We start from the raw sequence: 26,849 nt of genomic DNA, 5'->3' as shown, positions 1-26,849 counted from the left end.
GTATTAGGCATTTTTCAAAGTTTTGACATTTCTACTGCAAGTATTCATGATATTCATTTTTTGCAAGATATAAAGCATCAAATGAATAGTTGTACTTTAATCGGTGACAGATTATATTTATCAACTCAAGTACAGACTGATTTATTCAATTATGCAGATATAAAACTGGATACACCCATGAGATTTAATCAAAAAAAATTATCAAAAACAAAAATATATTTTTAAAAAATCAAGAAAGCGAATAGAAACTTTATTTTCTCAACTTTGCGATCAACTTAAAATCAGAAATAACTATGCAAAATCATTTATAGGCTTTAAAACTAGGATATTGAGTAAAATAACTGCTCTAACTTTCATTCAGTTTGTAAATGTTTTTGTTTTCAATAGAAAAATGAATAATATTAAAACAGCATTAGTTTAATAATGCACTACGGGTTACAACATAAATATTTTAGGGGTAGAAAAAATAGAATATGCAAAAGTCAATATTGTTTTATAAAATCTAATATTCAGGGATTTTAATTTTATAGGATTAATTCTTGTGTGTTAGAATATATTTTATATCTTTGCAATCCAAAATGAGATGTAAATTATGTTAATAATACCTGTAAAAGATGGTGAATCCATCGATAGAGCACTAAAAAAATACAAGAGAAAATTTGATAAGACTGGTACAGTTCGTCAATTAAGATCTAGACAAGCATTTATCAAGCCGTCAGTAAGCCTTAGACAATCTAAGTTAAAAGCAGCTTATAAGCAAAGAGGATTAAGCAAGGAAGAACAAGCTTAAGTAATTTTCTTTAATACATACAAAATCACTTCTTAAATACTTATATTTGAGAAGTGATTTTTTGTTTTTACATATCTATTTATATGCATCATAAATTTTTAGACTATTTGGAGTTTGAAAAAAGATATTCTCCTCATACTATTACAAGTTATAAAAGAGATATTGAAGATTTTTTAGAATTTCATCTAAAAACAGAGTCTTCAGATGATCTCACAAAAGTAGACAAGAAGATTATAAGAAATTTCATTGTACAACTTAGTGAAAAAGATATTTCTAAAAGAACCATCAATAGAAAACTGTCTTCATTACGCGGGTTTTATCAGTTTTTGCTAAAAATTGGTGAAATAGAAATTTCTCCTTTAGAAACTATTTCCTCTCTCAAGTTCTATGCAGAAAAACAGATCCCTATGTCTCAGGACGAGATGAGAACGCTAGAAACTGATGTTCTCAGTAAAGCTGATGATATACTGAAGAAATGTATTGTAGAAGTGTTATATCAAACTGGTATCCGTAAGGCTGAGTTTTGTAATCTCACCTACGATGCGGTAGATTTAGAAGAAAACCAGCTTAAAATAACAGGAAAAGGAAATAAACAAAGAATTATACCTATTGCTAAAGAATTAAGTGAGCTACTAGTGAGCTACTTAGCGATAAGAACTCCTCAAGAAGAGTTTGAACATTTATTTTTCATCAACAAAAGGGGGAAAAAACTCACAGAAAAATTTGTATATGTAGTAGTTAATAAGTACCTTAGTCTAGTTACTTCCAAAGAAAAAACAAGTCCCCATATCCTAAGACATAGCTTTGCTACGCATATTTTGGATAATGGAGCTGAAATTTCTAAAGTAAAAAAGATATTGGGGCATACAAGCCTTGCAAGTACGCAGGTGTATACGAACTCCAATATAGAGCAGTTGAAAAAAGTGTTTAATCAGGCTCATCCAAGAGCAAGTAAAAAAGAAGAATTATGAAGATTTCAGTACAAGCAATCGGCTTAACTCCACACGAACCACTAGAGTCTCATGTAGACAAGAAAGTAAGTAAGCTGAACACATTTTATGACAAGATTCAAGAGTGCAAAGTGATCTTGAAAGTAGAGAATTCATCAGATAAAGCCAATAAGACAACGGAGCTTATTTTGGTAGTTCCTGGTGATGATATTGTTGTAAAGAAAACATCTGCAAGTTTTGAAGAAAGTTTGGATCTATGCGTGGATGCAGCTAAGAAACTGCTAATCAAGAAAAAAGAAATGGCATAAAAAATAATTTAAAAAAAGTTTCAAAAAAAGTTTGAGATTTCAAAAAAACTATTCTATATTTGCACTCGCAAAAAGGGATGAAGTTCTTTTGAAATCTTTTTTAATTTTGCCTCCATAGCTCAGTTGGCTAGAGCAGCTGATTTGTAATCAGCAGGTCGTGGGTTCGAGTCCCTCTGGAGGCTCAATTTAATATAACATGTCTGGGGAGATTCCAGAGTGGCTAAATGGGACTGACTGTAACTCAGTTGCTTCGGCTTCGCAGGTTCGAATCCTGCTCTCCCCACATTTTATATTATAAGTTGTAGGTGAGAAAATAATTTTTTAGTTTACACATCGTTTACCAATAATTTTGGAAACAAAATTGCGGAAGTAGCTCAGTTGGTAGAGCGGCAGCCTTCCAAGCTGCATGTCGCGAGTTCGACCCTCGTCTTCCGCTCAAAGAGAATCACCCTTATAAAAGCGTGATTCTTTTTATTTTAATGCCGACTTAGCTCAGCGGTAGAGTGCTTCCTTGGTAAGGAAGAGGTCACGGGTTCAAGTCCCGTAGTTGGCTCAGCAAAATCCCAATTTCTAAGGGATTTTTTTTATGCTCAAAATTTAAATTAAAAATAGATTGTTCAGATTCTTATACTCAAAGATGAAAACAAAAAATAAAGCCAACTTTTTCAAGTTGGCTTTAATATTTTTTATGAAAATATGACTAGTCTGTCATTGCTTCACCAGATTTTCTATAGATATAGCTTCCGTATACATGTCTTCTCGCAAAACGACTTGGAGAATCCGAGTTGACCATTTTGATGTATGTATTTCTAGGAACGCCAATATACTCATACATTTTGCCATTCAAATGCTGAACTTTAAGAATTTGCTTTTCATAGTAGAAATCTTGGATCAAAGATTTTGAAATAGTCTCTGTATATTCTTCTTTGTATTTCTCCTGCGTCTCTGGGTTGATACTTACCAAGAAATGGTACGCTTCAATTACAGCTTTACTTGTTTCTTCTGCAGCCAATTTTCCTTCTTCATCATTGATAAATTTATCAGGATGTGCATCTTTCATCGTGTTTCTGTAAATTGTCTTTAGTTCCTTCAGTGTTACATTTTTATCAACTCCAAGCAACTTTCTGTGGTTACCAATTCTTTTCATAATTTCTATCCTTATTTCGGGGTGCAAAATTAGGCATTTATAATTTAAAAATCATAACTTATTCATTATTAATTTATTTCATACACCAATAGTATATTCTAAAGCCATTTCTACTCAGTTTAAAGAAACAGTGGACAGAGTTGTACGCATTGCAACAATATCGAATTTTGATTTTTACAATATTTAATAATATTTTAAAAGAAAAATGAGCAAATCTATTATCAATCCACTTTAAGGAATATTCAAACAATATGAATGTTAATTAAACCCAATAAAAATTTCCAAAACCTTAGTAAAATTACCAATGGATAAGAATTTGAAAATAAAAAAATGCTTAAATTTATAATAGCGAATAATAATGTATAGCTAATCATTTAAAAAAATCAGTACAATGACTTTTATACCTTCTTATGTACATGGTGCATCTGGAACGCCGCTTTTGGGCGAAACTATTGGTGAGAATCTGAAAAATACGGTTTTACGATGTCCAAATAATGATGCGTTGGTCTGTTCGCATCAATCATACAGGGCTACCTATCACGAGTTTTATCAACAAGTTAGACAAGTTTCTAAAGCATTATTGAATTTGGGTGTGCAAAATGGCGATAGAGTAGGAGTTTGGTCGCCCAACTGTTATCAATGGGTATTGTTACAATACGCTACTGCAAATATTGGTGTAATCTTGGTAAATATTAATCCAGCTTATAGAACTAGTGAACTTATTTTTGTACTTAATCAGGCGGAAGTTTCATTTTTATTTTCAGCTTTGGAGTATAAGTTTAGTAATTACAAAATGATGATAGAGGATGCGAGAGAGTTTACCTCCAGTCTGCGTGGAGAAATTTTTTGGGATTCGTCTTGGGACCTATTTTTGGAAGCTGGCGAAAATATATCAGATGAAATTTTGGAAGAAAGAGAAAATGCTGTGCAATTCGATGAGGCTGTTAATATTCAATATACCTCTGGTACTACGGGTTTCCCAAAAGGAGTAACACTTTCTCATCATAATATCCTTAATAATGGGTTTTTCATCGGAGAAAGGTTACATTACACAGAAAAAGATAGAGTTTGCATTCCAGTTCCATTTTTTCATTGTTTCGGTATGGTTATCGGGAATATGGCCTGTACAACACATGGTTCTGCAATGATTATTCCGAGCGCAAGTTTTGATGCTGTAAAAACATTAGAAGTAGTAGAAAAAGAGCGTTGCACCTCACTTTATGGTGTACCAACTATGTTTATTACGATGCTTCATGAGCTTAATAGTAAATCCTATAATTTCGAATCACTTAGAACAGGTGTAATGGCTGGATCTCTTTGTCCCCCAGAAGTCATGCGAAAAGTGGAGAGTTTGATGAATATTAAAGAGCTTTCCATCTGCTACGGGATGACGGAAACGTCGCCAGTATCTACACAAACCGAAATAGGAACTCCATTTGATATGCAAATAAACTCTGTAGGTACAGTGCAGGATCATTTAGAAATAAAAATTATCAACCCAGAAAACGGAACTATTGTGGCAAGAGGAGTTACCGGCGAATTGTGTACAAGAGGCTACTCTATAATGTTAAAGTATTGGAATAATCCCGAAGCGACCAAACAAGTATTAGATGAACAAAGATGGATGCATACTGGTGATCTTGCGATGATGGATGAAAATGGGTATATTCAAATTTCTGGGAGAATAAAAGATCTTATCATTAGAGGTGGAGAAAATATTTCACCCAAAGAAATAGAAGATTTCTTATACCAGTATACGCATATTTTGGATGTACAGGTAATTGGTGTGCCAAGTGAAAAATTGGGTGAGGAAATAATGGCATGGGTAAAAGTAAGAGAAGGGTATCAGATTTCGGAGCATGAGCTCGTAGACTTTTGCAAAAATAAAATAGCACACTACAAAATACCAAAATATTGGAAGTTTGTGGATGAATTTCCTATGACGGTCTCTGGTAAAATACGCAAAGTAGAAATGAGAGAGATCTCTATAAAAGAGCTGGGATTGGAGTGAGAGACTAATCCATATTGCTTACAACTCGTTTTATAGAAAGGAGAATAAGTCTTATTATCATTATGATTGAGAGCCCATCACTATTCTTTTTATTTAGAACTCATATAAAGTTTCTTTAGTGCAACAGTCACAAAAGCGATATAGTTTAAAACTTTCCAGCTTGACTCAGTGGTTTCAAAACGGATGAGGAGTGATCTGAAGCTATCGAGGCAAGCATTTGTTAATGCTATACGTATTCCTTTGTAAAGAGGATCATCAAAGTATACTTCCTCAGGATCTGTATTGGTACCATTACTTTTGAAGATAGTAGCTATAAAATTCGCTTTTATTTAAGTGCTTTATGAAACTAATGGAACGATACCTTACATCTTCGTTGATATCTAAAATTTTTACAGCATTACCAGCACTTTCAAACGTTTGGGTAATCAGAAAAAATAAGTTTTAATATCATAAAGATCATTATGATTACTGGAATCAGGAACTGATGGAGCAATAGGTAAACCCCGTCAGTTTGTAAATTAACGTACAGTTCAGTTTTTTCTATGATTCTACTCATAATAAGCTACCTTTCATATATTGCTTACCGTCTTAACTGCCACTAGATGGATCCAATTTAGATATGTTTCTGGATAAAAGTTTAAAATCCTCAATGCTAAAAACTGTAGTAATATAATTATTATTAAAAATTGCACACAAAATCAATATACATAAGCATACACTAAAAAATAGATTTTTTTTAAGGAATTTTATGTTTATTAGCTGTTTTTAATTTTATTAGTTTATGTAAAAATAAGATCTCTTCCATTAACTCTTTTTTTTATCAATTATTTTTTCTTAAATTTGCACTACCAAGTATACGAAAATTTACAGATTTTCGGCATTTGAATTTTAAAATAACTTTTTTTCAATAAAAATGTTTTAGTTATGAAAAATTCATTATATTTGCACACCGAAAATTTGAATAAACAATAAATAAATAATTTTACATCATGGCAAAGGAAACGTTTAATCGTAACAAACCACACTTGAACATTGGTACTATTGGTCACGTTGACCATGGTAAAACTACACTTACTGCAGCAATTTCTGCTGTATTAGCGAGCAAAGGTCTTGCTGAGAAAAAAGACTTCTCTGCTATTGACTCTGCTCCAGAAGAAAAAGAAAGAGGGATTACTATCAATACTGCTCACATCGAGTACGAAACTGAAAAAAGACACTACGCTCACGTTGACTGCCCAGGTCACGCGGATTACGTTAAGAACATGGTAACGGGTGCTGCACAAATGGACGGTGCTATCGTTGTATGTGCTGCTACAGACGGACCAATGCCTCAAACAAGAGAGCACATCCTACTTTGTCGTCAGGTAAATGTACCTAGAATCGTTGTTTTCATGAACAAAGTTGACATGGTAGATGATCCAGAATTGTTAGAGCTTGTTGAAATGGAATTAAGAGACTTATTGTCTACTTACGAATTTGACGGTGATAACTCTCCAGTAATCCAAGGTTCTGCGTTAGGTGCACTTACTGCAGCTACAGCAGCTACTCCAGATACTGAAGACAAATGGTTCAAATCTGTTGAAGAATTAATGGATGCAGTTGATAACTGGATCGAGCAACCACCAAGAGATACTGATAAGCCATTCTTGATGCCAATTGAAGACGTATTCTCTATTACAGGTAGAGGTACTGTAGCTACAGGTAGAATTGAAGCTGGTATTATCAACACTGGAGATCCAGTAGATATCATCGGTATGGGTGAAGAAAAATTAACTTCTACAATTACAGGAGTTGAGATGTTCAGAAAAATCCTTGATAGAGGTGAAGCTGGAGATAACGTAGGTCTACTGTTGAGAGGTATAGAAAAAACTGACATCAAGAGAGGTATGGTAATCGCTAAGAAAGATTCTGTGAAACCACACAAAAACTTCAAAGCATCAGTTTATATCCTTTCTAAAGAAGGAGGTGGACGTCACACTCCATTCCACAACAAATATCGTCCTCAGTTCTATGTAAGAACTACAGACGTTACAGGTGAAATCTTCTTACCAGAAGGAGTAGAAATGGTAATGCCTGGAGATAACTTAGAAATCACTGTAGAATTGTTACAACCAATCGCTCTTAACGTAGGTCTTAGATTTGCAATTAGAGAAGGAGGTAGAACAGTTGGTTCAGGTCAGGTTACTGAAATCTTAGACTAATCATCTTAAAATAAATAAAGCTTCCGAATGGAAACAATCGGAAGCTTTTTATCTACGGGCATCGTCCAATGGTAGGATACCGGTCTCCAACACCGTTGATCAGGGTTCGAATCCTTGTGCCCGTGCAAATATAAATTATGAGTTCATTGGTTGATTTTTTAAAAGGTTCTTATAACGAATTCAGACATAAAGTTGAATGGCCGAAATGGTCAGATTTACAGTCTTCTACAATTGTAGTTACTATTGCTACAGTAATTTTGGCATTGTTTACCTTTGGAGTTGATGAATTGTTTTCAAAATCAATCAGCAACATCATCGGAATGCTAATAAACGTGTTCAACTAAAAAAGTATTTTCCATAATGAACGAATTGAAATGGTATGTGCTGAAGTCTATCAGCGGACAGGAAAATAAAGTGAAAAACTATATCGAGTCTGAGATCAAACGTTTAGGTTTTGATCAATATGTTACTCAGGTAGTGATTCCTATGGAGAAAGTAATTCAAATTAGAAACGGAAAAAAAGTTCCTAAAGAGAAGCCTTACTATCCTGGTTACTTGATGATAGAAGCGGAATTAATGGGGGAAATACCTCACGTTATTAAAAACATTCCTGGAGTTATTTCTTTTTTAAGTTTAACCAAAGGAGGTGATCCTGTGCCAATGAGAAAAGCAGAGGTAAATAGAATGTTGGGTAGAATGGATGAGCTTTCAGAATTTGCAAGCGATGTAGAAATCCCATTCGTAGTTGGAGAAAACGTAAAAGTAGTAGACGGACCATTCAATGGTTTCAATGGTACTGTAGAGAAAATTCTTGAAGACAAGAAAAAAATCGAAGTATCTGTACTTATTTTTGGTAGAAAAACTCCAATGGAACTTAGCTTTATGCAAGTAGAAAAGAATTAAGAGTAAATCTTAACAATATAAAGAAGCCATTCAAGTAATTGAATGGCTTTTTCTATGTGAACAGGGTATCTCCGTCACCACCCTTAAATTCTATAATGTCTTTATCTCCTATTGTTTGTTTTAGATCTGCGTGATACATAAAATGTCTTTTTCTTTCCTTTTTAAATAGGAAAGATTGATTATGCAAACACTCATTTATGCTATCATCAAAACTTATGAGATTGATGATTTTATTTTTAATCATACAATGATGAAGTGCTTTCGCTGCTTTTTGATGATCTGTTGCGAAGCTGTGTAAAAGTTTGGCAGTTTTGTTTCTTATCGAAATCATTAGGACTGCGATCAAATTCTTTTTATTATATACCTTGATAAAAATAAATTTAAATTCTCTAGCATATGATGAAAATTGATAATTAAGATCAATTTTATCTGCACTTTCCTCGATCCAAGGATAATTACTTACCCATTCTAATTCTCTATTTTTTCTATTAAACGTCCCATTTTTACCACTCTTGTTAATAAAAGTTTTAGATTCCTGGTCCAACTTTTCAATGATGTGGTAATTATTTTCTTTTCTAGTTAAAAGTTTATATTTGATATTTGAATAAATATTTAAAATACTATCTATAGATTTTAAAGCCAATGACAAACTATTCCATTTATTATTTTTTGTAGGGAGTATATGTTGAAGATTTGATCTGTAATAAAATGATGTACCTTCCACAGTCACTTTTGATGTGAAAAGTTTACTTTTTATATACATTCTTTCTGCTTCAGGAGTATATTCTGTGATAATAACATAATTATTGTAATCCTCGGATGCTTTTGCTAGTAATAATTGTCCTAGCCTCTTTCCTCGGTAATGAGGATCTACATATAACGTACTTAGCCAACCGACCTTTATTCTTTTGCTGTCTAGCTGCATAACGTCGGGCAAAATCCCCATATAACCAGCTAATCTATTATCATAGTAGATCAGAATTAGTAAAGTATCGTTATCAGATGCCCTAGGATTATTTATATGCGATATGGCTCGATGTTTCGAAATTGGACAAAATTGGAATGCGGTATATTTCTCTGACTCTACAAGGTTTTGTAACTCACTTTTGTTATAAGTTTCGAGCGATATCATGGTCTGTGGATTATATTTTTGTTGAATAACTTTTTTAATTGAAAGTAGTTGGACTCAAATTTCAATTCCTCTAGCGCAGAAAAACCATTTTCCATCGGGATTCTTTGCAAATTGTTTGTAATACTATCTTGTTTTACTCCAGCAGTACCAAAACTAATTTGTAGCGATGTATTATGAGCAAACATTTTTTCGAAGAATTCTTTTTTTAAATTATAATCTGTAAAAGGGAACGAGAAACAATTGTCGGTATAATGATGATCAATCATATAATTAATAGATTTTTTCACGGTGGATAGTTGAGAATCGAGTGGTAAATCTGCTAAATACGGATGATCCCAACTATGAGCTGCAATACCAAAACCGTTAGATTTAGCAAAATCCAAATCATGTCGATTAAGGTAAATTTTTTCTTTGCTAACAAATTCTTCAAAATCTACATTGAGATAATGTGCCAAATCATTCAATCGATTTTTATTTTCATATTTAATAGCTTTTATTTTTCTTATGGCTTCTTCTGCTGAATTGGTGTTAAGATGTAAGTAGGATTTCATTTCATCACGAACAAATTTCTTATTACTCTTAATTTTATCAATCAGTAAACTTGTTTTTAGACGAAACATCATATCCTTGTTATCAACAAATGCGGGATTAATAAAGTTGATCGCGTAGATTCCTTTTCTTAAAAGTATTGGGATGATCACCTCTCGAAACTGACTCAAACCATCATCAAATGTAAGTAGGGCATAGGGTTTATTGTTTTTTATGTGGAAATTATCTTTAAAAAAATCCCATTCTACAAAGTGAAATAGTTTGGATAAATCATCCAAATCCTTTTCGAATTCTTTTGTATTTTTATAATTGATGATATGTTTCAAATGGGGTAGATAATCATTAGAAACAACATGATAAACGGGTATCACATAAGGCAGAGGAAATCTTGCGGTAAAAGGAATGAATGGATTGATCTTTTTTAATAACCTATTCTGCATTGTTGAAAATATCGTTCAATATAACGAAATATATGTAAACCATAAAACACATTTATGCTATTTGAAAAAATTGTAGAGTAGCAAATTCTCAAATTGATAATCCTAGTATAAAATATAAAAAGCGACTAGTACTAAATGAATAGTGATCGCTTTTTATTCATGGTTATTAATTGTTGCAAAACTATAAAAACTTCAATATACTATACAATACTTATAAGTAGGTAATTTCATGTGGCTACACCTAGATAATGTAGTGTCTATAGGAGCTCAGCAGTAATTCTCATCTTCTGTAGCAACTCTAGAAAACTTTTAGTATTCATTTTATTTAATATGTTTCTTCTATGGGTAATAATGGTATTTTTACTAATGAATAAAGACTGCGCTATCTGTTCACTAGAAAACCCTTCGTTTATCAAATCTATAATTTCTAATTCCCTTTTTGTTAGGTTATAACAATTTGTACCGTTAATATAGATTCCCTTTAGCTTATCATAGACCTTATACTCATGGTCGTTCATTGTATTGTCGTCAATGACGAGATGTTTCACAAGAGTTTTTGTAAGGCAACCCTTAGTATCCACATCTAATCCTTGGCATTGTTGGCTAATCCTTATATAACTGCCATCAGCTTTTTGGATACGATAAGAATAGTTGAGAATATATCTATAGTGTTCGTTAAATGAAAGACTATTGGTGAATTTTAGTCCTTTTTCTTCACTATCATAAAAATGAGAAAGGTCATCAGGGTGTATCGTAGATAGTAATTTTTCTAAGGAAAATTCTTCAACCGCGAAACCACTAATAATTTCGTATGAAGAGTTGGTATAAATTATTTTGTTATCAAAACAATCATAAATGAAAAAATACGAATTGATTAATTCCTTATGATCCAAATGATCTCCCTTATAGGAATTTTGTGCATGTAATAATTTTTCCCATTCATCATCAATTTTGGTTACATTTCTAGTCATTATTATGTTCAAATTAAACAACTGTAAATATATTAATAAACAAATTATATAATATGATGCTTCCTATTTCAATTTAACTCAACATTTTTTTAAGTAAAATAAATATTTTAATGGAAACAATAAATTTCATCACAGGTCTCCATTGCTAATTTTGCACCAAACTAGAGGACAACCTTTTTCTATATTATTTAATGGAACCGAATACCAACCTATTTATAATAATCAAGAAATATTTTTAGATTCTGATTAATAGGTTATTATAAAAAAACTGAAGATAGAATGAATCGTAAAAAAAATTATAATTTTTAATATTTGTACTGCATTAAAGTTTGCTGATTCGATTTTTTTTTATAATTTTGCAGACCGAAAAGTAGGTTTACTTTATGTGAGTGCGGTAGCCTACTGAATAATGAATGCTTCCAAACTCATTAATTATTCATTAAAAAAAACAAAAAATGGCTAAAAAAGTCTTTAAAATGGTTAAGCTCCAAGTGAAAGGAGGAGCAGCAAACCCATCTCCACCAGTAGGTCCAGCATTGGGTTCTGCAGGGGTGAACATCATGGAGTTTTGTAAGCAATTTAACGGAAGAACTCAAGATAAGCCAGGTCAAGTTTTGCCTGTAGTAATTACAGTATACGAAGACAAATCTTTTGAATTCGTAATCAAAACTCCACCTGCAGCTATCCAGCTTATGGATGCAGCTAAAATCAAAGGAGGATCCGGAGAACCAAACAGGAACAAAGTAGGAGCTGTTTCTTGGGAACAAGTGAAAAAAATCGCTGAAGACAAGATGGCTGATCTTAACTGTTTTACTTTAGAACCAGCTTTGAGTATGGTTGCGGGTACTGCTAGATCTATGGGATTAAGAGTAACAGGAACTAAACCAACTAACGCTTAAAACTAATAGAAATGGCAAAATTAACAAAAAAGCAAAAAGAAGCTTTAAGCAAAGTAGAAAAAGGTAGAGTATATAGCCTTGATGAAGCTTCTGCTTTAGTAAAAGAAGTAAACACTGCAAAGTTTGATGCTTCTGTAGATATCGCTGTAAGATTGGGTGTAGATCCAAGAAAAGCAAACCAAATGGTAAGAGGTGTAGTATCTCTTCCTCACGGTACTGGTAAGGACGTTAAAGTGTTAGCTTTGGTTACTCCAGATAAAGAAGCTGAAGCGAAAGAAGCAGGTGCTGACTACGTAGGATTAGACGAATATTTACAAAAAATAAAAGAAGGTTGGACAGATGTAGACGTGATCGTTACAATGCCAGCTGTTATGGGTAAATTAGGTCCATTAGGTAGAATATTAGGTCCTAGAGGTCTTATGCCTAACCCAAAATCAGGAACTGTAACTATGGAAGTAGGAAAAGCAGTTGCTGAAGTAAAATCAGGTAAGATTGATTTTAAAGTAGATAAATATGGTATCATTCACGCTGGAATTGGGAAAGTGTCTTTTGACCCTGCTCAATTGAAGGAAAATGCTCAGGAATTAATCCAGACATTAGTGAAAATGAAACCAACTGCTGCGAAAGGAGTATACGTGAAAAGTATTTACTTATCTTCTACAATGAGCCCAGGGATTGCAATTGATACTAAAGCTATTAACTAAATCTGAAAGACAATGACAAAAGAAGAAAAAGTATTAGTAATACAGGAAATTAAAGGTCTATTGCAAGACGCGAAAGTGGTTTATGTTGCAGATCTTCAAGGATTAAATGCTGGTCAGACTTCAGAATTTAGAAGACAGGCTTTCAAGCAAAATATTCAAGTGAAAGTGGTGAAAAATACACTTTTACAAAAAGCAATGGAACAAATCGAAGGAGTAGATTACTCTGAGATGTTTGTATCGTTCAAAGGAAACTCAGCAATCTTGATTTCTGAAACTTCTAATGCTCCTGCAAAATTGATCCAAGGATTTAGAAAGAAAGAAGAAAAACCAGCTTTAAAGTCGGCTTATCTTCAAGAAACTTTTTATGTAGGTGATGAGAATTTAGGTATGCTTGCTAACATCAAGTCTAAGGAAGAAATGATCGGTGAAATCATCGGATTACTTCAATCTCCTATCCAAAGAGTTGTTTCTGCTCTTCAAAACAGACCTGAAACAGCGGAAGCTGCTCCAGTTGTAGAAGAAAATCCTGCTGTAGAGGCTCCAGAAGCTGCTGCAGAAAGCGCTGAGGCTACGCCAAGTGCTGAATAATTACTCTCAAAAAATTAAATAAATAATCAACAAAAACATTACAACAATGTCAGATTTAAAAAATTTAGCGGAAACGCTAGTAAACTTAACAGTAAAAGACGTAAACGAATTAGCTACTATCCTTAAGGATGAGTACGGAATTGAGCCAGCTGCTGCTGCTGTAGTTATGGCTGCAGGTGGTGGAGACGCTGCTGAAGAAAAAACAGAATTCGACGTAATTCTTAAATCAGCTGGTGCATCTAAATTAGCAATCGTTAAATTAGTTAAAGATTTAACTGGTGCTGGTCTTAAAGAAGCTAAAGATATCGTAGATGGAGCTCCTGCTGCTATCAAAACTGGTATCTCTAAAGACGAAGCTGAAGCTCTTAAGAAGCAATTAGAAGAAGCTGGTGCTGAAGTTGAATTGAAATAATTCGTTCAAATATACTTATAGAAGACCGTCCATTATTGGACGGTCTTTTTTTATTTTTATCCTTTCAGAGGTATAATTAGAAGAGAATTAATAACAATAGATGTTGTTGATATTTTTTGTAACCAACTTTATTTTATCAAATTGCTGAAAGTATTTAGTATTGAGTACGGTTTGTTTCTGGTCATAATTCTTCATTAAAGACTTTAGTACCTAAAATATATACAATCGTATTCAACAAATCATTAAACACATCATTTAATAAATTTATTACTACTTATGAAGTTATTCCTCTAAATTTAATATAAATTTATTGACTATCTTAAGAAAATAATGTAGATTAAATATAGCAAAGAAGAAAACGTTTGAACTTTATATGCTGATTCAATTCTAAAGTATAGGTTTCACTAAAATTTTAAATTTTAATGTACATAAAACACTTTTACTATTCTAACGTATTTTATTAAAATCATACACTTACAAATTATATTTTACCCCAATCGAAAAATTATGAAATGATTTAAAATACACTTAAAATTTTAGCAATTTTTTTAAAAGTATAATGAGTGTGTATTTCAACACTTGTTACTCTGGGTTAAAATACGGAATTTACATACTATTTTCCATTATAGATACTATTGGTATTATAAATACCAATAGAAATTCCATCTCTTCATATTTTTTTTAAATAAAAATATGTTATAGTAATTCATCTATATCTTTAATTATAAAATTAATAACTGGTGGAATTTATTTCATTAGAGTAAGTTGTGTATAAATTTTTGTATATTTCATTTAAATAGGATTATTATAAATAAATTACTGAAAGATTACGAATGCAATTTTATAAAAAAGGGAATAACGATAAAATTCAATATGCCAAGCATAGCTTCTATTAAAATTGTTTTTGAAGTGTTTTTTTTAAATATTTAATAATAATAAATCATATTATATAACTAAAAATTACATTTCTTTGATTATGACAATAAATAGAAATTGTAAAATACTACAATACAATATGTTATGGAAATTTTCGATTAGTTAGTTAGGAAAATATTATTAATTTTGTAACTGAAACACACACTAAGATTGAAAAGGAAAGATTTTGATTTCCACAGTTATACAACCCTTATTTCCTTTTGGATTTGTATATTAACTGTGGGGAATGTAAGCGCACAAAATACATCTATGGAGATCCTCTCTACTGATAGTACTGCTGCTATTGCATTATCATCATATGATGAACTTTCGTCACCAAGGCAGCCTGTTATTTATGTTACTAGAGGCACTATAATTACCAACACAGAAACTATAAATGCAAAGATTGTAATTCTAGAAACTTTAGAGGTAGAGAAGACACAAAATATTGTACTTCATAAACTTAAATTAGTGTCTCCTACCCATACTCAGCAAAGTGAAAAAGAGGTGCAACATATAGTAGTTGCAAATAACTCTGTCATCAAATTTCATCTTTCACATCAAAGTTCAGAAGAGTTTTCTACTTCAAGCGAAGTGTCTAAGGGTAGTGTATTATCTCAAATTCCAAATGGAAAAATAAAAGCAATTCTGTCATACAATTTATATTACTATAACAGATTTGCTACTATGTTATTTTATACTAATGCATTACTGTATAATAGTGATTCTCGCGCATTAGTATTCAAAGCAAGACCTCCTCCTGCAATTTTTTTAAATGTATAACTCTTTCTCATACTAGTTATGCGCAAGTAGAGATTTATACATTACTATTTTATTCAAATCATTCGATCGCCATCTTGATACAGAATAGGTGGCACTGGTTGAATTCTACATTCTAAATTTTTTAAACACATAATATAATGAACAAAATCAACAAGCTGTGTTTGTTGCTTCTTATTCTTGTCACAAGCTTAGGAGTAACCAGTGCACAAATTTCAAATGTTTCCTGTAATACATCCACAGGGACACCATGGGTACAAGGGTCATTTAATAATCTTTCCGTTAGTGCATCTTCTGGAATTTTTATTTCGCAATGGAGTAATACTAACAATGTAATTGACAACAATAACAGTAATACAACTAGTACTACTATTTTTGGTATTGGCACAAGAAGTTTAAAAGTCACTGACTCTGTGAATGATTATCCTGCGGGTTCATATGTGGGATATAAAATAGATCTTGATGACTTGGTTACAACTTTTTCAATTACATTGAAAACTTATCTAAACGGAGTTGCGCAAGAGTCTAAAGATATTACCACTAAAACTTCACTGATAAATCTTCATGGAGCCTATGAAGTGGGAATGCTTACAACCAAAAATTGGGACGCTATAGAACTTCAGTATACAAGTTTGGGGCTCACTGGTTCTATTACTGTATATCATGCCGTTGTGAAGAAATTCTGTGCAGGTGCTGACTTGGTATGTAACACTGAAACCAAAATGGTTAATAATGCTTACGGAACCTATATAAATAAAGCTAGAACTGGATCCGATGGTCTTACCATTAGTTCTACTGAAGACGAAGAAAATATTATTGATAATGACCCGTCAAATTTTGGTAAGTTAACTAATCTTATTGGTAAGTTGGGTAGAGCATATGTATCTGTAGCTGATGCAACTAAGGTTCACCCAGCAGGTACCTTTGCAGGTTATGAAATTGAAAATGCAATTGCAAGTGGTATCAACTTCTTCAACTATATTACTGTTAGTACTTACCTGAATGGTACTTTACAAGAGACAAAAACAGGTACAGCATTATTTATACATATACCTAAACTAGATTTTGGAAACAGAAGAACATTCGGTTTTGAAACTACTAAGGCATTCAATGAGGTACAAATTACGATGAATCAGCCTTCTGGCGTAACATTGGGAACAACTAAGGTATTTAGCTTAATTCTATCTAAGCCATGTGAAGCACCAGATTTGGTATGTAACACAATGACTAAAATTACAAGACCAAATTTCCCTGTTAATATCAATGCAACCAAAACAGGGGTTTCAGGAATAGCTGCTATTGCTGCAACTGTAGCTAATGCAGACTTTGTTATAGATGAAAATAATACTAATTATGCAACTATTACCGTACCTAAATCTTTAGGAACTAATGCTGCTCTTTCTGTAAAAAAATCATTAGCAGATTTCCCAATTGGAACTTATGCTGGATTTGATGTAGAACATTATTCTCTTTTCAATAAAAATTTCTTAAATGCTGTGTCAATTACTACGTATAATAACGGAGTTTTACAAGAGACAGTAGTAGGATCTGCTCAGTTATTCAGTGCGGGTTCCGATATTATTGCACCTTCAGGACGTAATGTTTTAGGTTTTATTACCAAAAAAGCATTTGATGAGATTCGTCTTAATATTTCAAGTGTTGCCTCATTCGATATCGGTACTACAAAAGTGTACAATATGGTAGCTATGAAACCTTGTGAAAAACAAATCAATTGTAATAGTAGTTATTATTGGAATCAACCAGAATTCCCTGTTGTGATTAACATGGAAAGAACAGGTGTATATAATCTGGCTTGTGTAGATTGCTCTATAAAAGATACAGGGAAACTAATCAATAATAATCCTAACGATTTTGCTAGTATAATAATGGCTGCAGGCGTAGGTAATCACGGATCTATTTCTGTAGTAGACCCATCAGCGATTTATCCAAGTGGAACGTTTGCAGGTTATACTATTAATGATAAATATTTCCCAGTACAATTTGATTTCAAAGAATTCACCACTGTAAAAACATATTTGAAAGGAGTATTACAAGAAAGTAAAACATCAGTAGATTTATTTGATAAATCATTATTAATACCAATTTGGGGAACTGGAAGTAGAAACGTAGGTTTCTATACTACAAAACCTTTTGACGAAATACAATTGGTAGTAAATTCTATTGCTTCAATAGCTAACAAAATTGATGTTTATGGCGTATATGTAGATACAAGATCATCAAATGGCGATTCATTAAGTTGTCTTGCAAAGATAGTAACAGGTATTGATAACCAAACAATTGAAGCTGGTCAACAGGGTACTGTTTCTGTATTAGCTAATGATACCATCAATGATGCTCCAGCTACATCTAATAATGTTAACTTATCACAAGCATCAACTACTAATTCTGGTGTTAATATAGATCCTACAACAGGATTAGTAACAGTAGCTCCTGGTACACCAATGGGAACTTATGTTGTAACATATCAAATCTGTGATAAAGCAAATCCTACCAATTGTGCAACAGGTACTGCTAATATTACTGTACCAAACCCAGTGATTGATGCTATCCCAGATACATTTGCTACTATACCTACCAACCTTGGAGGTAAAACGCCTTCTGTACTACTTAATGATAAGCTTGCTGGTCAACCAGCAACATTGAGTAATGTAAATGTAACACCAGGAACATTGCCTGCGGGTGTTACGTATAATACAGCAGATGCTACATTTACTGTAGCGCCAGGTACTACGCCAGGTTCTTATCCTGTTTCTTATACAATCTGTGATAAAGTAAACACAGGAAACTGTGATACTGCTATTGCAACAGTTGTTGTGGGTGCTTCTACTATAGTTGTGGATGCTGTTAATGATAATCTTGTAGGTTCTACATCTGGAGGTACTACTTCTGTATCTGTTCTTGCTAATGATACTGTTAATGGTCAGCCTGCAGTTGTAGGAGGTAATGCTAATGTAGTATTGACTCCAGGTACAATGCCTGCAGGATGGTCTATGACTTCTGATGGTAGAGTAAATGTACCTGCGAACACAACTAAGGGTTCATATATAGTAACTTATACGATCTGTGGGTATGCTGATATGTCTGTTTGTGACACTGCAACAGCAACAGTAGATGTTAAAGGTCAAGCTGATATGGCTTTAGATTTATCAACTAGCAATACTGTAATCGTATTAGGCAATACAACTAATATTTTTTATAAGGTAACGAATGTTGGTGTAGAACCATCAACAGGTTTAATTACAGTAATAGCGATGAAGCCAGCTGGAATTAATTCATTCACTGCTAATCCAGTTGTTCCACAAGGTTGGTCTGTACAACAACAACAGGATGGTTCGTACATCTTCACAACTAACAAGGTTATGAATCCTGGTGACAACGACACATTGGTTATGAATTATGTTTCTTCGGATGTTCAAATTAATTTGGCGAGAACATTTATTGGAAGAATTACCAACGGTTCCGGTGGTGAGACCAATTTTAGTAATAACGTTAAGTCGATTAACTTGATATACGTTGTAAGGTAGTTTATAGGTATAAAACAATAATCTGTGCGGCATTGCCGCACGGATTTTTAAATTTTTAGCACATGAAATTATATAAATTAATATTTTTAGTGGCATTACTGATGTCTACTATGATACTGAAAGCACAGGTCGGATTCACTCCTAATGGTGCGCAGGGAAGTACACCACCGACAGGTACATCAAATACCTGCGAGGCTTATACCGTAACAGCAGGATTATTTGCTTATGATCCAGTAATTGTTGATGGTGAAGTCACCTTTACCGTACCAACAAACGTCTTTGATCTTAATACCATTAGATTAGTAGCTCAGTATTCTGATAATGCTTTATCTGATTTAGGCGATGCAACTGCAATCTTTGATTATCAAATTACCACCATTAGTGCGGTCGAGAAGAAATTTATAGTAAAATTGAAGAATGATGTAGACTATAGTGATAATTATAATGGTAAATATTATAAAGTAGGTTATAGTATTCAGGTGTCTAACCCTATGACTGGTTATAATTTTACTATTGAATGGGGAAATGGAGGTGTCGTAAGTAGTAGTCTTCCTTTGGGACTACCACCAATTCTTAAAGGTACTTGTATAAAATCTATTAACGATTTCAACCAAACATCACAGGGTACTACGGTACAGGGTAATGTTGTAACAAACGACCATTCTGAAGACGGTTCGGTCATTACAATAACAGGTGCAACATTTGATGGGACGCCGGTAACGCTAGGATCGTCAACAACGATACCTGGTAAAGGTACATTAATCATAAATTCGGACGGTAGCTATACTTTTGTTCCAGATCCTAACTTTACAGGGACTGTGCCTGCTATAACGTATCAGACATCTAATGGTAACGATACAGGTGGTGGTAATCTAACGATTGATGTTATCAAAATTACGGATTCGGGTAGTAATGCAACTCCAGTAGCTAACGACGATGCGGTTTATACCTATTCTGCGATTACTGTGACTGGTAATCTTTTGAACAACGATTATGATGCTAATGGAAATAATATTTCCATAACAGGTGTTACAGGTGGTAGTTTAGGATCGCCAATGACGGTTCAAGGGCAGCAACCTGTTTATGATAGTAATGGTATTTTCATCGGATATGTAACGGTAACAGCTGGGCAGTTAACCATTAATAGTAACGGTACGTACACATTTGTTCCTGCTCCAGGTTTCTATGGTACAGTTAACCCCGTTACACATACAGTAAGTGATGGAAGTGCAGCAGATACGGCTACACTTAATATCACGGTTACAGCTAACAAAAATGTGGTTTACGCTAATAATGATTCAGACGTTCAACCACAAGGGGTAGACCATACGGGCAATGTTTTAGCCAATGACTTTAATCCAAATGCTGGAACAGGTCCTTTTAATGTTTCTTCAGCATCATTCTCAGTTAATGGAGGTTCATCTCAGCCGTTAACTGTAGGTGCACCAACGACTATTCCTAATGTCGGTACATTAACTTTAAATGCAAATGGTACTTATACGTTCGATCCGCTTCCAACTTTTGTTGGTAATATCAGTGTACCCTATACGGTTTGTAATTCAGCAAATATTTGTAGTACAGCAGCGCTTAACTTAACATCAACAGCAGTGAAAATTGTAGCGAATGACGATATATTTAGTGCATCTCCAATTGATACAACTATTGGTGGAGATACGCCTTCTGTATTCATCAATGATACTTATGGTAGTAATGGCGCTGTAAACTCTACTAATTCTACAGTTTCACAAATAGGAATTTGGCCAAATGGTGTAACGATGAACCCAGATGGAACAATTACAGTTGCAGCACCTACAGCTACAAATTCAGGAACAACTCCAGACGAGTATACTCTTACATATCAAATATGTGATAAAGTAAATACTGTACCTTCAAATTGTGATACAGCTACTGTAACTATAAATGTTGCTAATAATTTAACAACTACAACAGATATTGGTTCTGGACCAACTGGGACAGCTTTCACAGCAATAGCAAATGTTGTTTCTAATGATAGTTTAAACAACGAAATACCAGTAATTGGTAATGCTCCAGGACAAGTTACGCTTTCCACTACAGGAACAGGAAATGCAGGTATTACTTTTAATCCTTCAACAGGTGCAGTAGATGTTGCTGCTTTAGTATTACCAGGTACTTATACATTCCAATATCAGATTTGTGTAAATGGTGCTAATCCTGTTTTATGTAAAACTGAAACAGTTACAATTACTGTAGGTGCTCCTGTGGCATGTTACAATCCTGTAAATAATATTGCAGCAGGTACAGATACAAAACATGGTATTACCTTGTTAAAGAGAGCAGGGACAGAAAATGGTAACTGGCCAATGGTTAGAAAATCGGCTCACACTGTTTTAGAATCTAATACTAAAGGTTTTGTAGTGACTAGAGTTGCTAATCCAATCACGGCTATTAGTAATCCTGTAGAAGGTATGATGGTCTATGATACTACTGCAAAATGTTTAAAAATTTACAGTGATGGAGTTTGGAATTGTTTCTCAACACCAGCGTGTCCATAATTATCAACTAAGGAAGCGCTATCATGTGTAGCGCTTCCATTTAATTAAAAATTTTAAAACAATGAAAAAATTAATTTTTATACTAACAATAGGAATATCCACAACCTCATTTGCTCAAGTAATTATAGGTGATGATATAGGTACTGCACCTGCTAACAATAAGACATCAGTATTATTAGAATTTGCAAAACAAAATAAAGGTTTAGTATTACCAACAGTAAGAACCAAACCAGTAAGTCCGTCTGTTGGTACCATCCTACTAGACGCTTCTACTAGTGCTACCACTGCTAGAGTAAAATATTATAATGGAGTCGCAGGTGATGGTTGGGTAGATCTAAGTGGAGCTGATGGTAATGTAACAGCACTTTTAGCAGATCAACCTACAAGTGCACAAGTTACCGAAGATACGAATGCAAAAGCGATAATTGGTGCTAGTACAAGCACTGCAGATGGAGTATTAGTATTAGAGTCTGCTACCAAAGCAATGGTATTGCCTACTGTTGCAGATGTAAACGATATACCTAGTCCTGCAGCTGGGATGATGGTTTTCGTCAATAAAACAGGTGCTAAAAGACTGGCCGTGTATAATGGATCTATATGGAGTTTTTGGAAACCCTAAATTTTAACTCTTTATTATTCTAAGAGTCTGCATTTTTATGCAGACTTTTATTATTAAATAAAAGCTGATAGGAAACCCCAATAATTAAAAAATCAACTTATTTTTAAGTAGAATTTTTTTGCTCTATATCCCTGAATTTTAATATACTTTATGATTCTTGGAGTAGGAAAGAATTTGCTTATCTCAAAATTTATTTGTATTTTTGCAGTTCTTTTTGGCGCTAATAATTGTTTGTAAATCAGGAAATATAGAAAAATAAATTCTTCCAATCTTATGGGAAGAGATTTCTCGTTAAATGACGGTCATCCATCTTTTATCTGCCAAGAAGTAAGCATTAAAAGTATTTTGCACTACACTGTGAAAAGATATACCAGTGTTGCAGTTAGAAATGAGAATCTAGAATAAAGATTCAAGAGTCGAGACTTCTACTGATAGCGCCAAACATCAATCGTCTTTACTTTTGTTTTCCTTTTCAACCTCTTTTTTCTGATATTTTTGTATAAATCAAAATATTTTTTAACCCTTTCTTTAAAGTTTTATGAATAAAACAACAGCAATTACTAAGGGAAATGAGAGAGTGAACTTCTCTACGGCTAAAGGAAAAATAATTACTCCAGACTTTTTGGATATCCAACTAGAGTCTTTTAAAGAGTTTTTCCAACTAGACACACTTCCTGAAGACCGAAAGAAAGAAGGTTTGCACAAAACCTTCCAAGAAAACTTTCCAATCACCGATTCTAGAAACCAATTCGTATTAGAATTTTTAGATTATTTGGTAGATTCTCCACGTTACTCAATTGATGAGTGTGTGGAAAGAGGTCTTACGTATTCCGTACCTCTAAAAGCTAGACTTAAATTGTATTGTACAGACCCTGAACATGAAGATTTTCAGACCGTAGTACAAGACGTTTATTTGGGTCCAGTTCCTTACATGACTCCTAGTGGTTCTTTTATCATCAATGGTGCAGAGCGTGTTATTGTAACGCAATTACACAGATCTCCAGGGGTGTTCTTCGGACAAACTTACCACGCAAACGGGACGAAGTTGTACTATTCTAGAATTATTCCTTTCAAAGGATCTTGGATGGAATTTACTACAGATATCAACAGCGTAATGTACGCGTATATCGACCGTAAGAAAAAATTACCTTTAACTACATTGCTAAGAGCAATAGGATTTGAGTCTGATAAAGACATCCTTCAAATCTTTGATCTTGCTGAAGAAGTGAAAGTTTCTAAGGCTGCTCTGAAAAAAGTAGAAGGTAGAACTTTGGCCGCGAGAGTATTGAACACTTGGTTCGAAGATTTCGTAGACGAAGACACAGGGGAAGTAGTTTCTATAGAAAGAAACGAAATCATCCTAGATAGAGAAACTATTCTTGAAAAAGAACATATAGATCTAATCTTGGATGCTGGAGTAAAATCTATCCTGATTCACAAAGAAAATTCTAACGAATTCTCTATCATTCAGAATACTTTACAGAAAGACCCTACCAACTCAGAAAAAGAAGCGGTAGAATACATCTATCGTCAGTTGAGAAATGCAGATCCACCCGACGAAGAAACGGCGAGAGGAATCATTGAAAAACTATTCTTCTCTGAGCAAAGATACTCTCTAGGCGAAGTAGGACGTTACAGACTAAACAAGAAATTGGGTCTTAATATCCCTACTACTACAGAGGTTCTTACAAAAGAAGATATCATCGCTATCGTAAGACACCTTATAGAGTTAGTAAACTCTAAAGCTGAGGTGGATGATATTGACCACTTATCAAACAGAAGAATCAAGACTGTTGGTGAGCAATTAGCAGGTCAGTTCGGGGTAGGTCTTTCTAGAATTGCGAGAACAATTAAAGAAAGAATGAACGTTAGAGATAACGAAATCTTTACTCCACTAGATCTAGTAAATGCTAAAACATTAACATCTGTAATTAATTCATTTTTTGGTACCAACCAGCTTTCTCAGTTCATGGACCAAACCAATCCTTTATCAGAAATTACACATAAGCGTAGACTTTCTGCCCTAGGACCTGGTGGTTTATCAAGAGAAAGAGCAGGTTTCGAGGTACGTGACGTTCACCATACTCACTATGGTAGAATTTGTCCTATCGAAACTCCTGAGGGACCAAACATTGGTTTGATCTCTTCTCTAGGTATCTATGCTAAAATAAATACTTTAGGTTTCATTGAAACTCCATACAGAAAAGTAAACAATGGTGCTGTAGATCTTAATGCAGATCCTATTTACCTTAATGCGGAAGACGAAGAAGATAAAGTAATTGCTCAGGCAAACGTAGATCTTAATGATGATGGTGTTTTCTTAACAGACAGAATTATCGCAAGGTTGGATGGGGATTACCCTGTAGTAGAACCAGCACAAGTAAACCTTATTGATGTAGCTCCAAACCAGATTTCAGGTATTTCGGCTTCATTAATTCCGTTCTTGGAGCATGATGATGCGAACCGTGCATTGATGGGATCCAACATGATGCGTCAGGCAGTTCCATTATTGAAGCCACAAGCTCCAATTGTAGGTACAGGTCTGGAACAGCAAGTTGCTAAAGATTCTAGAATCTTAATAAATGCTGAAGGAACTGGTTTAGTAGAATATGTAGACGCTGATAAAATTACGATTAAGTATGACAGAAGCGATGACGAAGATCTAGTATCTTTCGAATCTGCTACAAAAACTTACAAACTAACGAAGTTTAGAAAAACTAACCAAGGTACTACTATTACACTAAGACCAAATGTAAGAGTAGGAGATACTGTACAAAAAGGACAAGTTCTTTGCGACGGATATGCTACTGAAAAAGGAGAACTCGCTTTGGGTAGAAACCTTACCGTTGCCTTCATGCCTTGGAAAGGATACAACTTTGAGGATGCAATCGTTATCAACGAGAAAGTAGTACGCGAAGATTGGTTTACTTCAATCCACGTAGACGAATATTCTCTTGAAGTAAGAGATACCAAATTGGGTATGGAAGAATTAACTTCTGATATCCCTAACGTTTCTGAAGAGGCTACTAAAGACTTAGACGAAAACGGTATGATTAGAATCGGTGCTGATGTGAAGCCTGGTGATATCATGATTGGTAAGATTACTCCAAAAGGTGAGTCTGATCCTACTCCAGAAGAAAAATTATTACGTGCTATCTTTGGTGACAAAGCTGGTGATGTGAAAGATGCTTCTCTAAAAGCAGATTCTTCATTAAGAGGGGTTGTGATCAATAAAAAATTGTTCTCTAGAAATATCAAAGATAAAAAGAAGAGATCTGAAGAAAAACTGAAGCTTGAAGAGATAGAAAATACTTACAAAGCGAAGTTTGAAGAATTAAGAAATACTTTAATCGAAAAATTAAATACTCTAGTATCAGGAAAAACATCTCAAGGTGTAACTAATGATCTAGATGAAGAAATTATCGGTAAAGGGGTGAAATTTACTCACAAATTATTAACGTCTGTAGAAGATTATGTAAACGTAAGTGGTGCAGATTGGACAGTAGATAATGATAAAAATGAGTTGATCAAACAATTAATTCACAACTATAAAATCAAATTTAATGATATTCAAGGCGTTAAAAATCGTGAGAAATTCGCAATTTCTATCGGTGACGAGCTTCCAGCAGGTATCATGAAATTGGCTAAAGTTTATATTGCCAAAAAACGTAAACTAAACGTAGGAGATAAAATGGCGGGTCGTCACGGTAACAAAGGTATCGTGTCTAGAATCGTTCGTGAAGAAGACATGCCGTTCTTAGAAGACGGAACACCAGTAGATATCGTTCTGAATCCACTTGGGGTACCTTCTCGTATGAACATCGGTCAGATCTACGAAACAGTTCTTGGATGGGCTGGTAAAAAGTTAGGAATGACTTTCGCTACGCCAATCTTTGATGGTGCTACATTAGACCAAATTACAGAATTCACAGAGAAAGCTGGAGTTCCGAAATATGGTCATACTTATCTTTACGATGGTGGTACAGGAGAGAGATTTACACAGCCTGCAACCGTAGGTATTATCTATATGTTGAAACTAGGACACATGGTTGATGACAAGATGCACGCTCGATCTATCGGACCATACTCTCTAATCACTCAGCAGCCATTAGGTGGTAAAGCACAATTTGGTGGTCAGCGTTTTGGTGAGATGGAGGTTTGGGCTCTTGAAGCATTTGGAGCATCAAACATCTTGAGAGAGATCTTAACAGTGAAGTCGGATGACGTTATTGGTAGAGCAAAAACTTATGAAGCAATTGCAAAAGGGGAAGCAATGCCAGAACCTGGTATTCCAGAATCTTTCAACGTATTACTTCACGAGTTACAAGGTCTTGGACTTGATGTAAGACTTGAAGAATAAATAGAAATGAGAACTTTAGACAAGAGATTAGAGACTCACTTATTGTAGTCTCCAATCTTCAATCTCATCATCTTTAAATCTAAAATCTAAC

At 33.9% G+C, this 26,849-nt stretch carries 21 protein-coding genes, 5 tRNA genes and 1 pseudogene; 23 read left to right on the top strand and 4 right to left on the bottom strand.

The window, feature by feature from the left end; all coding sequences use genetic code 11:
- The 8 genes and pseudogenes from ACKI42_RS08760 to ACKI42_RS08725 all read left to right on the top strand — a co-directional run.
- Nucleotides 1-421 (top strand): annotated as a pseudogene (locus ACKI42_RS08760) (transposase); the annotation flags it as partial.
- A gap of 171 nt (nucleotides 422-592) precedes the next feature.
- Nucleotides 593-790 carry a 30S ribosomal protein S21 gene (gene rpsU / locus ACKI42_RS08755; protein WP_034760619.1) on the top strand — a complete coding sequence of 66 codons (198 nt, stop codon included), beginning with the start codon at nucleotides 593-595 and terminating at the stop codon, nucleotides 788-790.
- Between the two features lie 83 nt (nucleotides 791-873).
- Nucleotides 874-1,761 carry a tyrosine-type recombinase/integrase gene (locus ACKI42_RS08750; protein ID WP_407404498.1) on the top strand — a complete coding sequence of 296 codons (888 nt, stop codon included), beginning with the start codon at nucleotides 874-876 and terminating at the stop codon, nucleotides 1,759-1,761.
- The gene (locus tag ACKI42_RS08745) at nucleotides 1,758-2,048 is read left to right on the top strand and encodes an HPF/RaiA family ribosome-associated protein (protein WP_407404496.1); all 291 of its coding nucleotides are present in this window, start codon (nucleotides 1,758-1,760) and stop codon (nucleotides 2,046-2,048) included. The genes ACKI42_RS08750 and ACKI42_RS08745 overlap by 4 nt, the downstream gene beginning before the upstream one ends.
- Nucleotides 2,049-2,156: 108 nt before the next feature.
- Nucleotides 2,157-2,230, top strand: a tRNA-Thr gene (locus tag ACKI42_RS08740).
- A gap of 20 nt (nucleotides 2,231-2,250) precedes the next feature.
- Nucleotides 2,251-2,331: transfer RNA gene (locus tag ACKI42_RS08735), tRNA-Tyr, on the top strand.
- Between the two features lie 80 nt (nucleotides 2,332-2,411).
- Nucleotides 2,412-2,484, top strand: a tRNA-Gly gene (locus ACKI42_RS08730).
- A gap of 45 nt (nucleotides 2,485-2,529) precedes the next feature.
- Nucleotides 2,530-2,601: transfer RNA gene (locus ACKI42_RS08725), tRNA-Thr, on the top strand.
- 147 nt (nucleotides 2,602-2,748) lie between these two features.
- Here the strand turns inward: ACKI42_RS08725 and ACKI42_RS08720 are convergent.
- Nucleotides 2,749-3,195 (bottom strand): KTSC domain-containing protein, encoded by a 447-nt coding sequence (locus ACKI42_RS08720; RefSeq protein ID WP_407404494.1) that lies wholly within the window; start codon nucleotides 3,193-3,195, stop codon nucleotides 2,749-2,751.
- A gap of 391 nt (nucleotides 3,196-3,586) precedes the next feature.
- Here ACKI42_RS08720 and ACKI42_RS08715 point away from each other — a divergent pair, with 391 nt between their 5' ends.
- The 5 genes from ACKI42_RS08715 (at nucleotide 3,587) to nusG (ending at nucleotide 8,310) form a co-directional block, all read left to right on the top strand.
- Complete coding sequence (locus tag ACKI42_RS08715; RefSeq protein ID WP_407404492.1) at nucleotides 3,587-5,206, top strand: AMP-binding protein; 1,620 nt, start codon at nucleotides 3,587-3,589, stop codon at nucleotides 5,204-5,206.
- Nucleotides 5,207-6,195: 989 nt separating this feature from the next.
- Complete coding sequence (tuf, locus tag ACKI42_RS08710) at nucleotides 6,196-7,407, top strand: elongation factor Tu (protein WP_407404490.1); 1,212 nt, start codon at nucleotides 6,196-6,198, stop codon at nucleotides 7,405-7,407.
- 54 nt (nucleotides 7,408-7,461) lie between these two features.
- Nucleotides 7,462-7,532, top strand: a tRNA-Trp gene (locus ACKI42_RS08705).
- A 12-nt stretch (nucleotides 7,533-7,544) separates the two neighbouring features.
- Nucleotides 7,545-7,751, top strand: a complete 207-nt coding sequence (secE, locus tag ACKI42_RS08700) for a preprotein translocase subunit SecE (RefSeq protein ID WP_407404488.1) — start codon at nucleotides 7,545-7,547, stop codon at nucleotides 7,749-7,751.
- Between the two features lie 16 nt (nucleotides 7,752-7,767).
- Complete coding sequence (gene nusG / locus ACKI42_RS08695) at nucleotides 7,768-8,310, top strand: transcription termination/antitermination protein NusG (protein WP_407404486.1); 543 nt, start codon at nucleotides 7,768-7,770, stop codon at nucleotides 8,308-8,310.
- A 52-nt stretch (nucleotides 8,311-8,362) separates the two neighbouring features.
- Here the strand turns inward: nusG and ACKI42_RS08690 are convergent, their stop codons facing one another.
- The 3 genes from ACKI42_RS08690 to ACKI42_RS08680 all read right to left on the bottom strand — a co-directional run bounded on the left by ACKI42_RS08690 (nucleotide 8,363) and on the right by ACKI42_RS08680 (nucleotide 11,402).
- Nucleotides 8,363-9,442, bottom strand: a complete 1,080-nt coding sequence (locus ACKI42_RS08690) for a GNAT family N-acetyltransferase (RefSeq protein ID WP_407404484.1) — start codon at nucleotides 9,440-9,442, stop codon at nucleotides 8,363-8,365.
- Entirely contained in the window at nucleotides 9,439-10,431 is a 993-nt protein-coding gene (locus tag ACKI42_RS08685) for a polysaccharide deacetylase family protein (protein WP_407404482.1), read from the bottom strand. The genes ACKI42_RS08690 and ACKI42_RS08685 overlap by 4 nt, the downstream gene beginning before the upstream one ends.
- Nucleotides 10,432-10,688: 257 nt before the next feature.
- Complete coding sequence (locus ACKI42_RS08680) at nucleotides 10,689-11,402, bottom strand: LuxR C-terminal-related transcriptional regulator (protein WP_407404480.1); 714 nt, start codon at nucleotides 11,400-11,402, stop codon at nucleotides 10,689-10,691.
- 455 nt (nucleotides 11,403-11,857) lie between these two features.
- On the opposite strand from ACKI42_RS08680, the gene rplK reads away from it, so the two are divergent.
- The 10 genes from rplK (at nucleotide 11,858) to rpoB (ending at nucleotide 26,758) form a co-directional block, all read left to right on the top strand.
- On the top strand, nucleotides 11,858-12,301 hold the full coding sequence (rplK, locus tag ACKI42_RS08675) for a 50S ribosomal protein L11 (protein ID WP_407404478.1): 444 nt from the start codon (nucleotides 11,858-11,860) through the stop codon (nucleotides 12,299-12,301).
- An 11-nt stretch (nucleotides 12,302-12,312) separates the two neighbouring features.
- A complete protein-coding gene (rplA, locus tag ACKI42_RS08670) occupies nucleotides 12,313-13,005 on the top strand; it encodes a 50S ribosomal protein L1 (protein WP_407404476.1) in 693 nt (230 codons plus the stop codon).
- A gap of 12 nt (nucleotides 13,006-13,017) precedes the next feature.
- Nucleotides 13,018-13,593, top strand: coding sequence for a 50S ribosomal protein L10 (gene rplJ, locus ACKI42_RS08665; RefSeq protein WP_407404474.1), 576 nt, complete (start codon nucleotides 13,018-13,020; stop codon nucleotides 13,591-13,593).
- Between the two features lie 46 nt (nucleotides 13,594-13,639).
- Nucleotides 13,640-14,005, top strand: a complete 366-nt coding sequence (gene rplL, locus ACKI42_RS08660) for a 50S ribosomal protein L7/L12 (protein ID WP_407404472.1) — start codon at nucleotides 13,640-13,642, stop codon at nucleotides 14,003-14,005.
- A gap of 1,185 nt (nucleotides 14,006-15,190) precedes the next feature.
- Nucleotides 15,191-15,703, top strand: coding sequence for a hypothetical protein (locus ACKI42_RS08655; RefSeq protein WP_407404470.1), 513 nt, complete (start codon nucleotides 15,191-15,193; stop codon nucleotides 15,701-15,703).
- Between the two features lie 137 nt (nucleotides 15,704-15,840).
- Nucleotides 15,841-19,245, top strand: a complete 3,405-nt coding sequence (locus ACKI42_RS08650) for a hypothetical protein (RefSeq protein ID WP_407404468.1) — start codon at nucleotides 15,841-15,843, stop codon at nucleotides 19,243-19,245.
- Nucleotides 19,246-19,307: 62 nt separating this feature from the next.
- On the top strand, nucleotides 19,308-21,779 hold the full coding sequence (locus tag ACKI42_RS08645; protein ID WP_407404466.1) for a beta strand repeat-containing protein: 2,472 nt from the start codon (nucleotides 19,308-19,310) through the stop codon (nucleotides 21,777-21,779).
- Between the two features lie 61 nt (nucleotides 21,780-21,840).
- A complete protein-coding gene (locus tag ACKI42_RS08640; protein ID WP_407404464.1) occupies nucleotides 21,841-22,398 on the top strand; it encodes a hypothetical protein in 558 nt (185 codons plus the stop codon).
- Between the two features lie 273 nt (nucleotides 22,399-22,671).
- Nucleotides 22,672-22,803 carry a hypothetical protein gene (locus ACKI42_RS08635; RefSeq protein ID WP_407404462.1) on the top strand — a complete coding sequence of 44 codons (132 nt, stop codon included), beginning with the start codon at nucleotides 22,672-22,674 and terminating at the stop codon, nucleotides 22,801-22,803.
- A gap of 133 nt (nucleotides 22,804-22,936) precedes the next feature.
- Entirely contained in the window at nucleotides 22,937-26,758 is a 3,822-nt protein-coding gene (rpoB, locus tag ACKI42_RS08630) for a DNA-directed RNA polymerase subunit beta (RefSeq protein WP_407404460.1), read from the top strand.
- Nucleotides 26,759-26,849: the final 91 nt, after the last annotated feature.

It is taken from the genome of Chryseobacterium sp. (assembly GCF_045629545.1).
Classification (GTDB): domain Bacteria; phylum Bacteroidota; class Bacteroidia; order Flavobacteriales; family Weeksellaceae; genus Chryseobacterium.
This window is presented reverse-complemented; position numbering and strand designations above follow the sequence as displayed.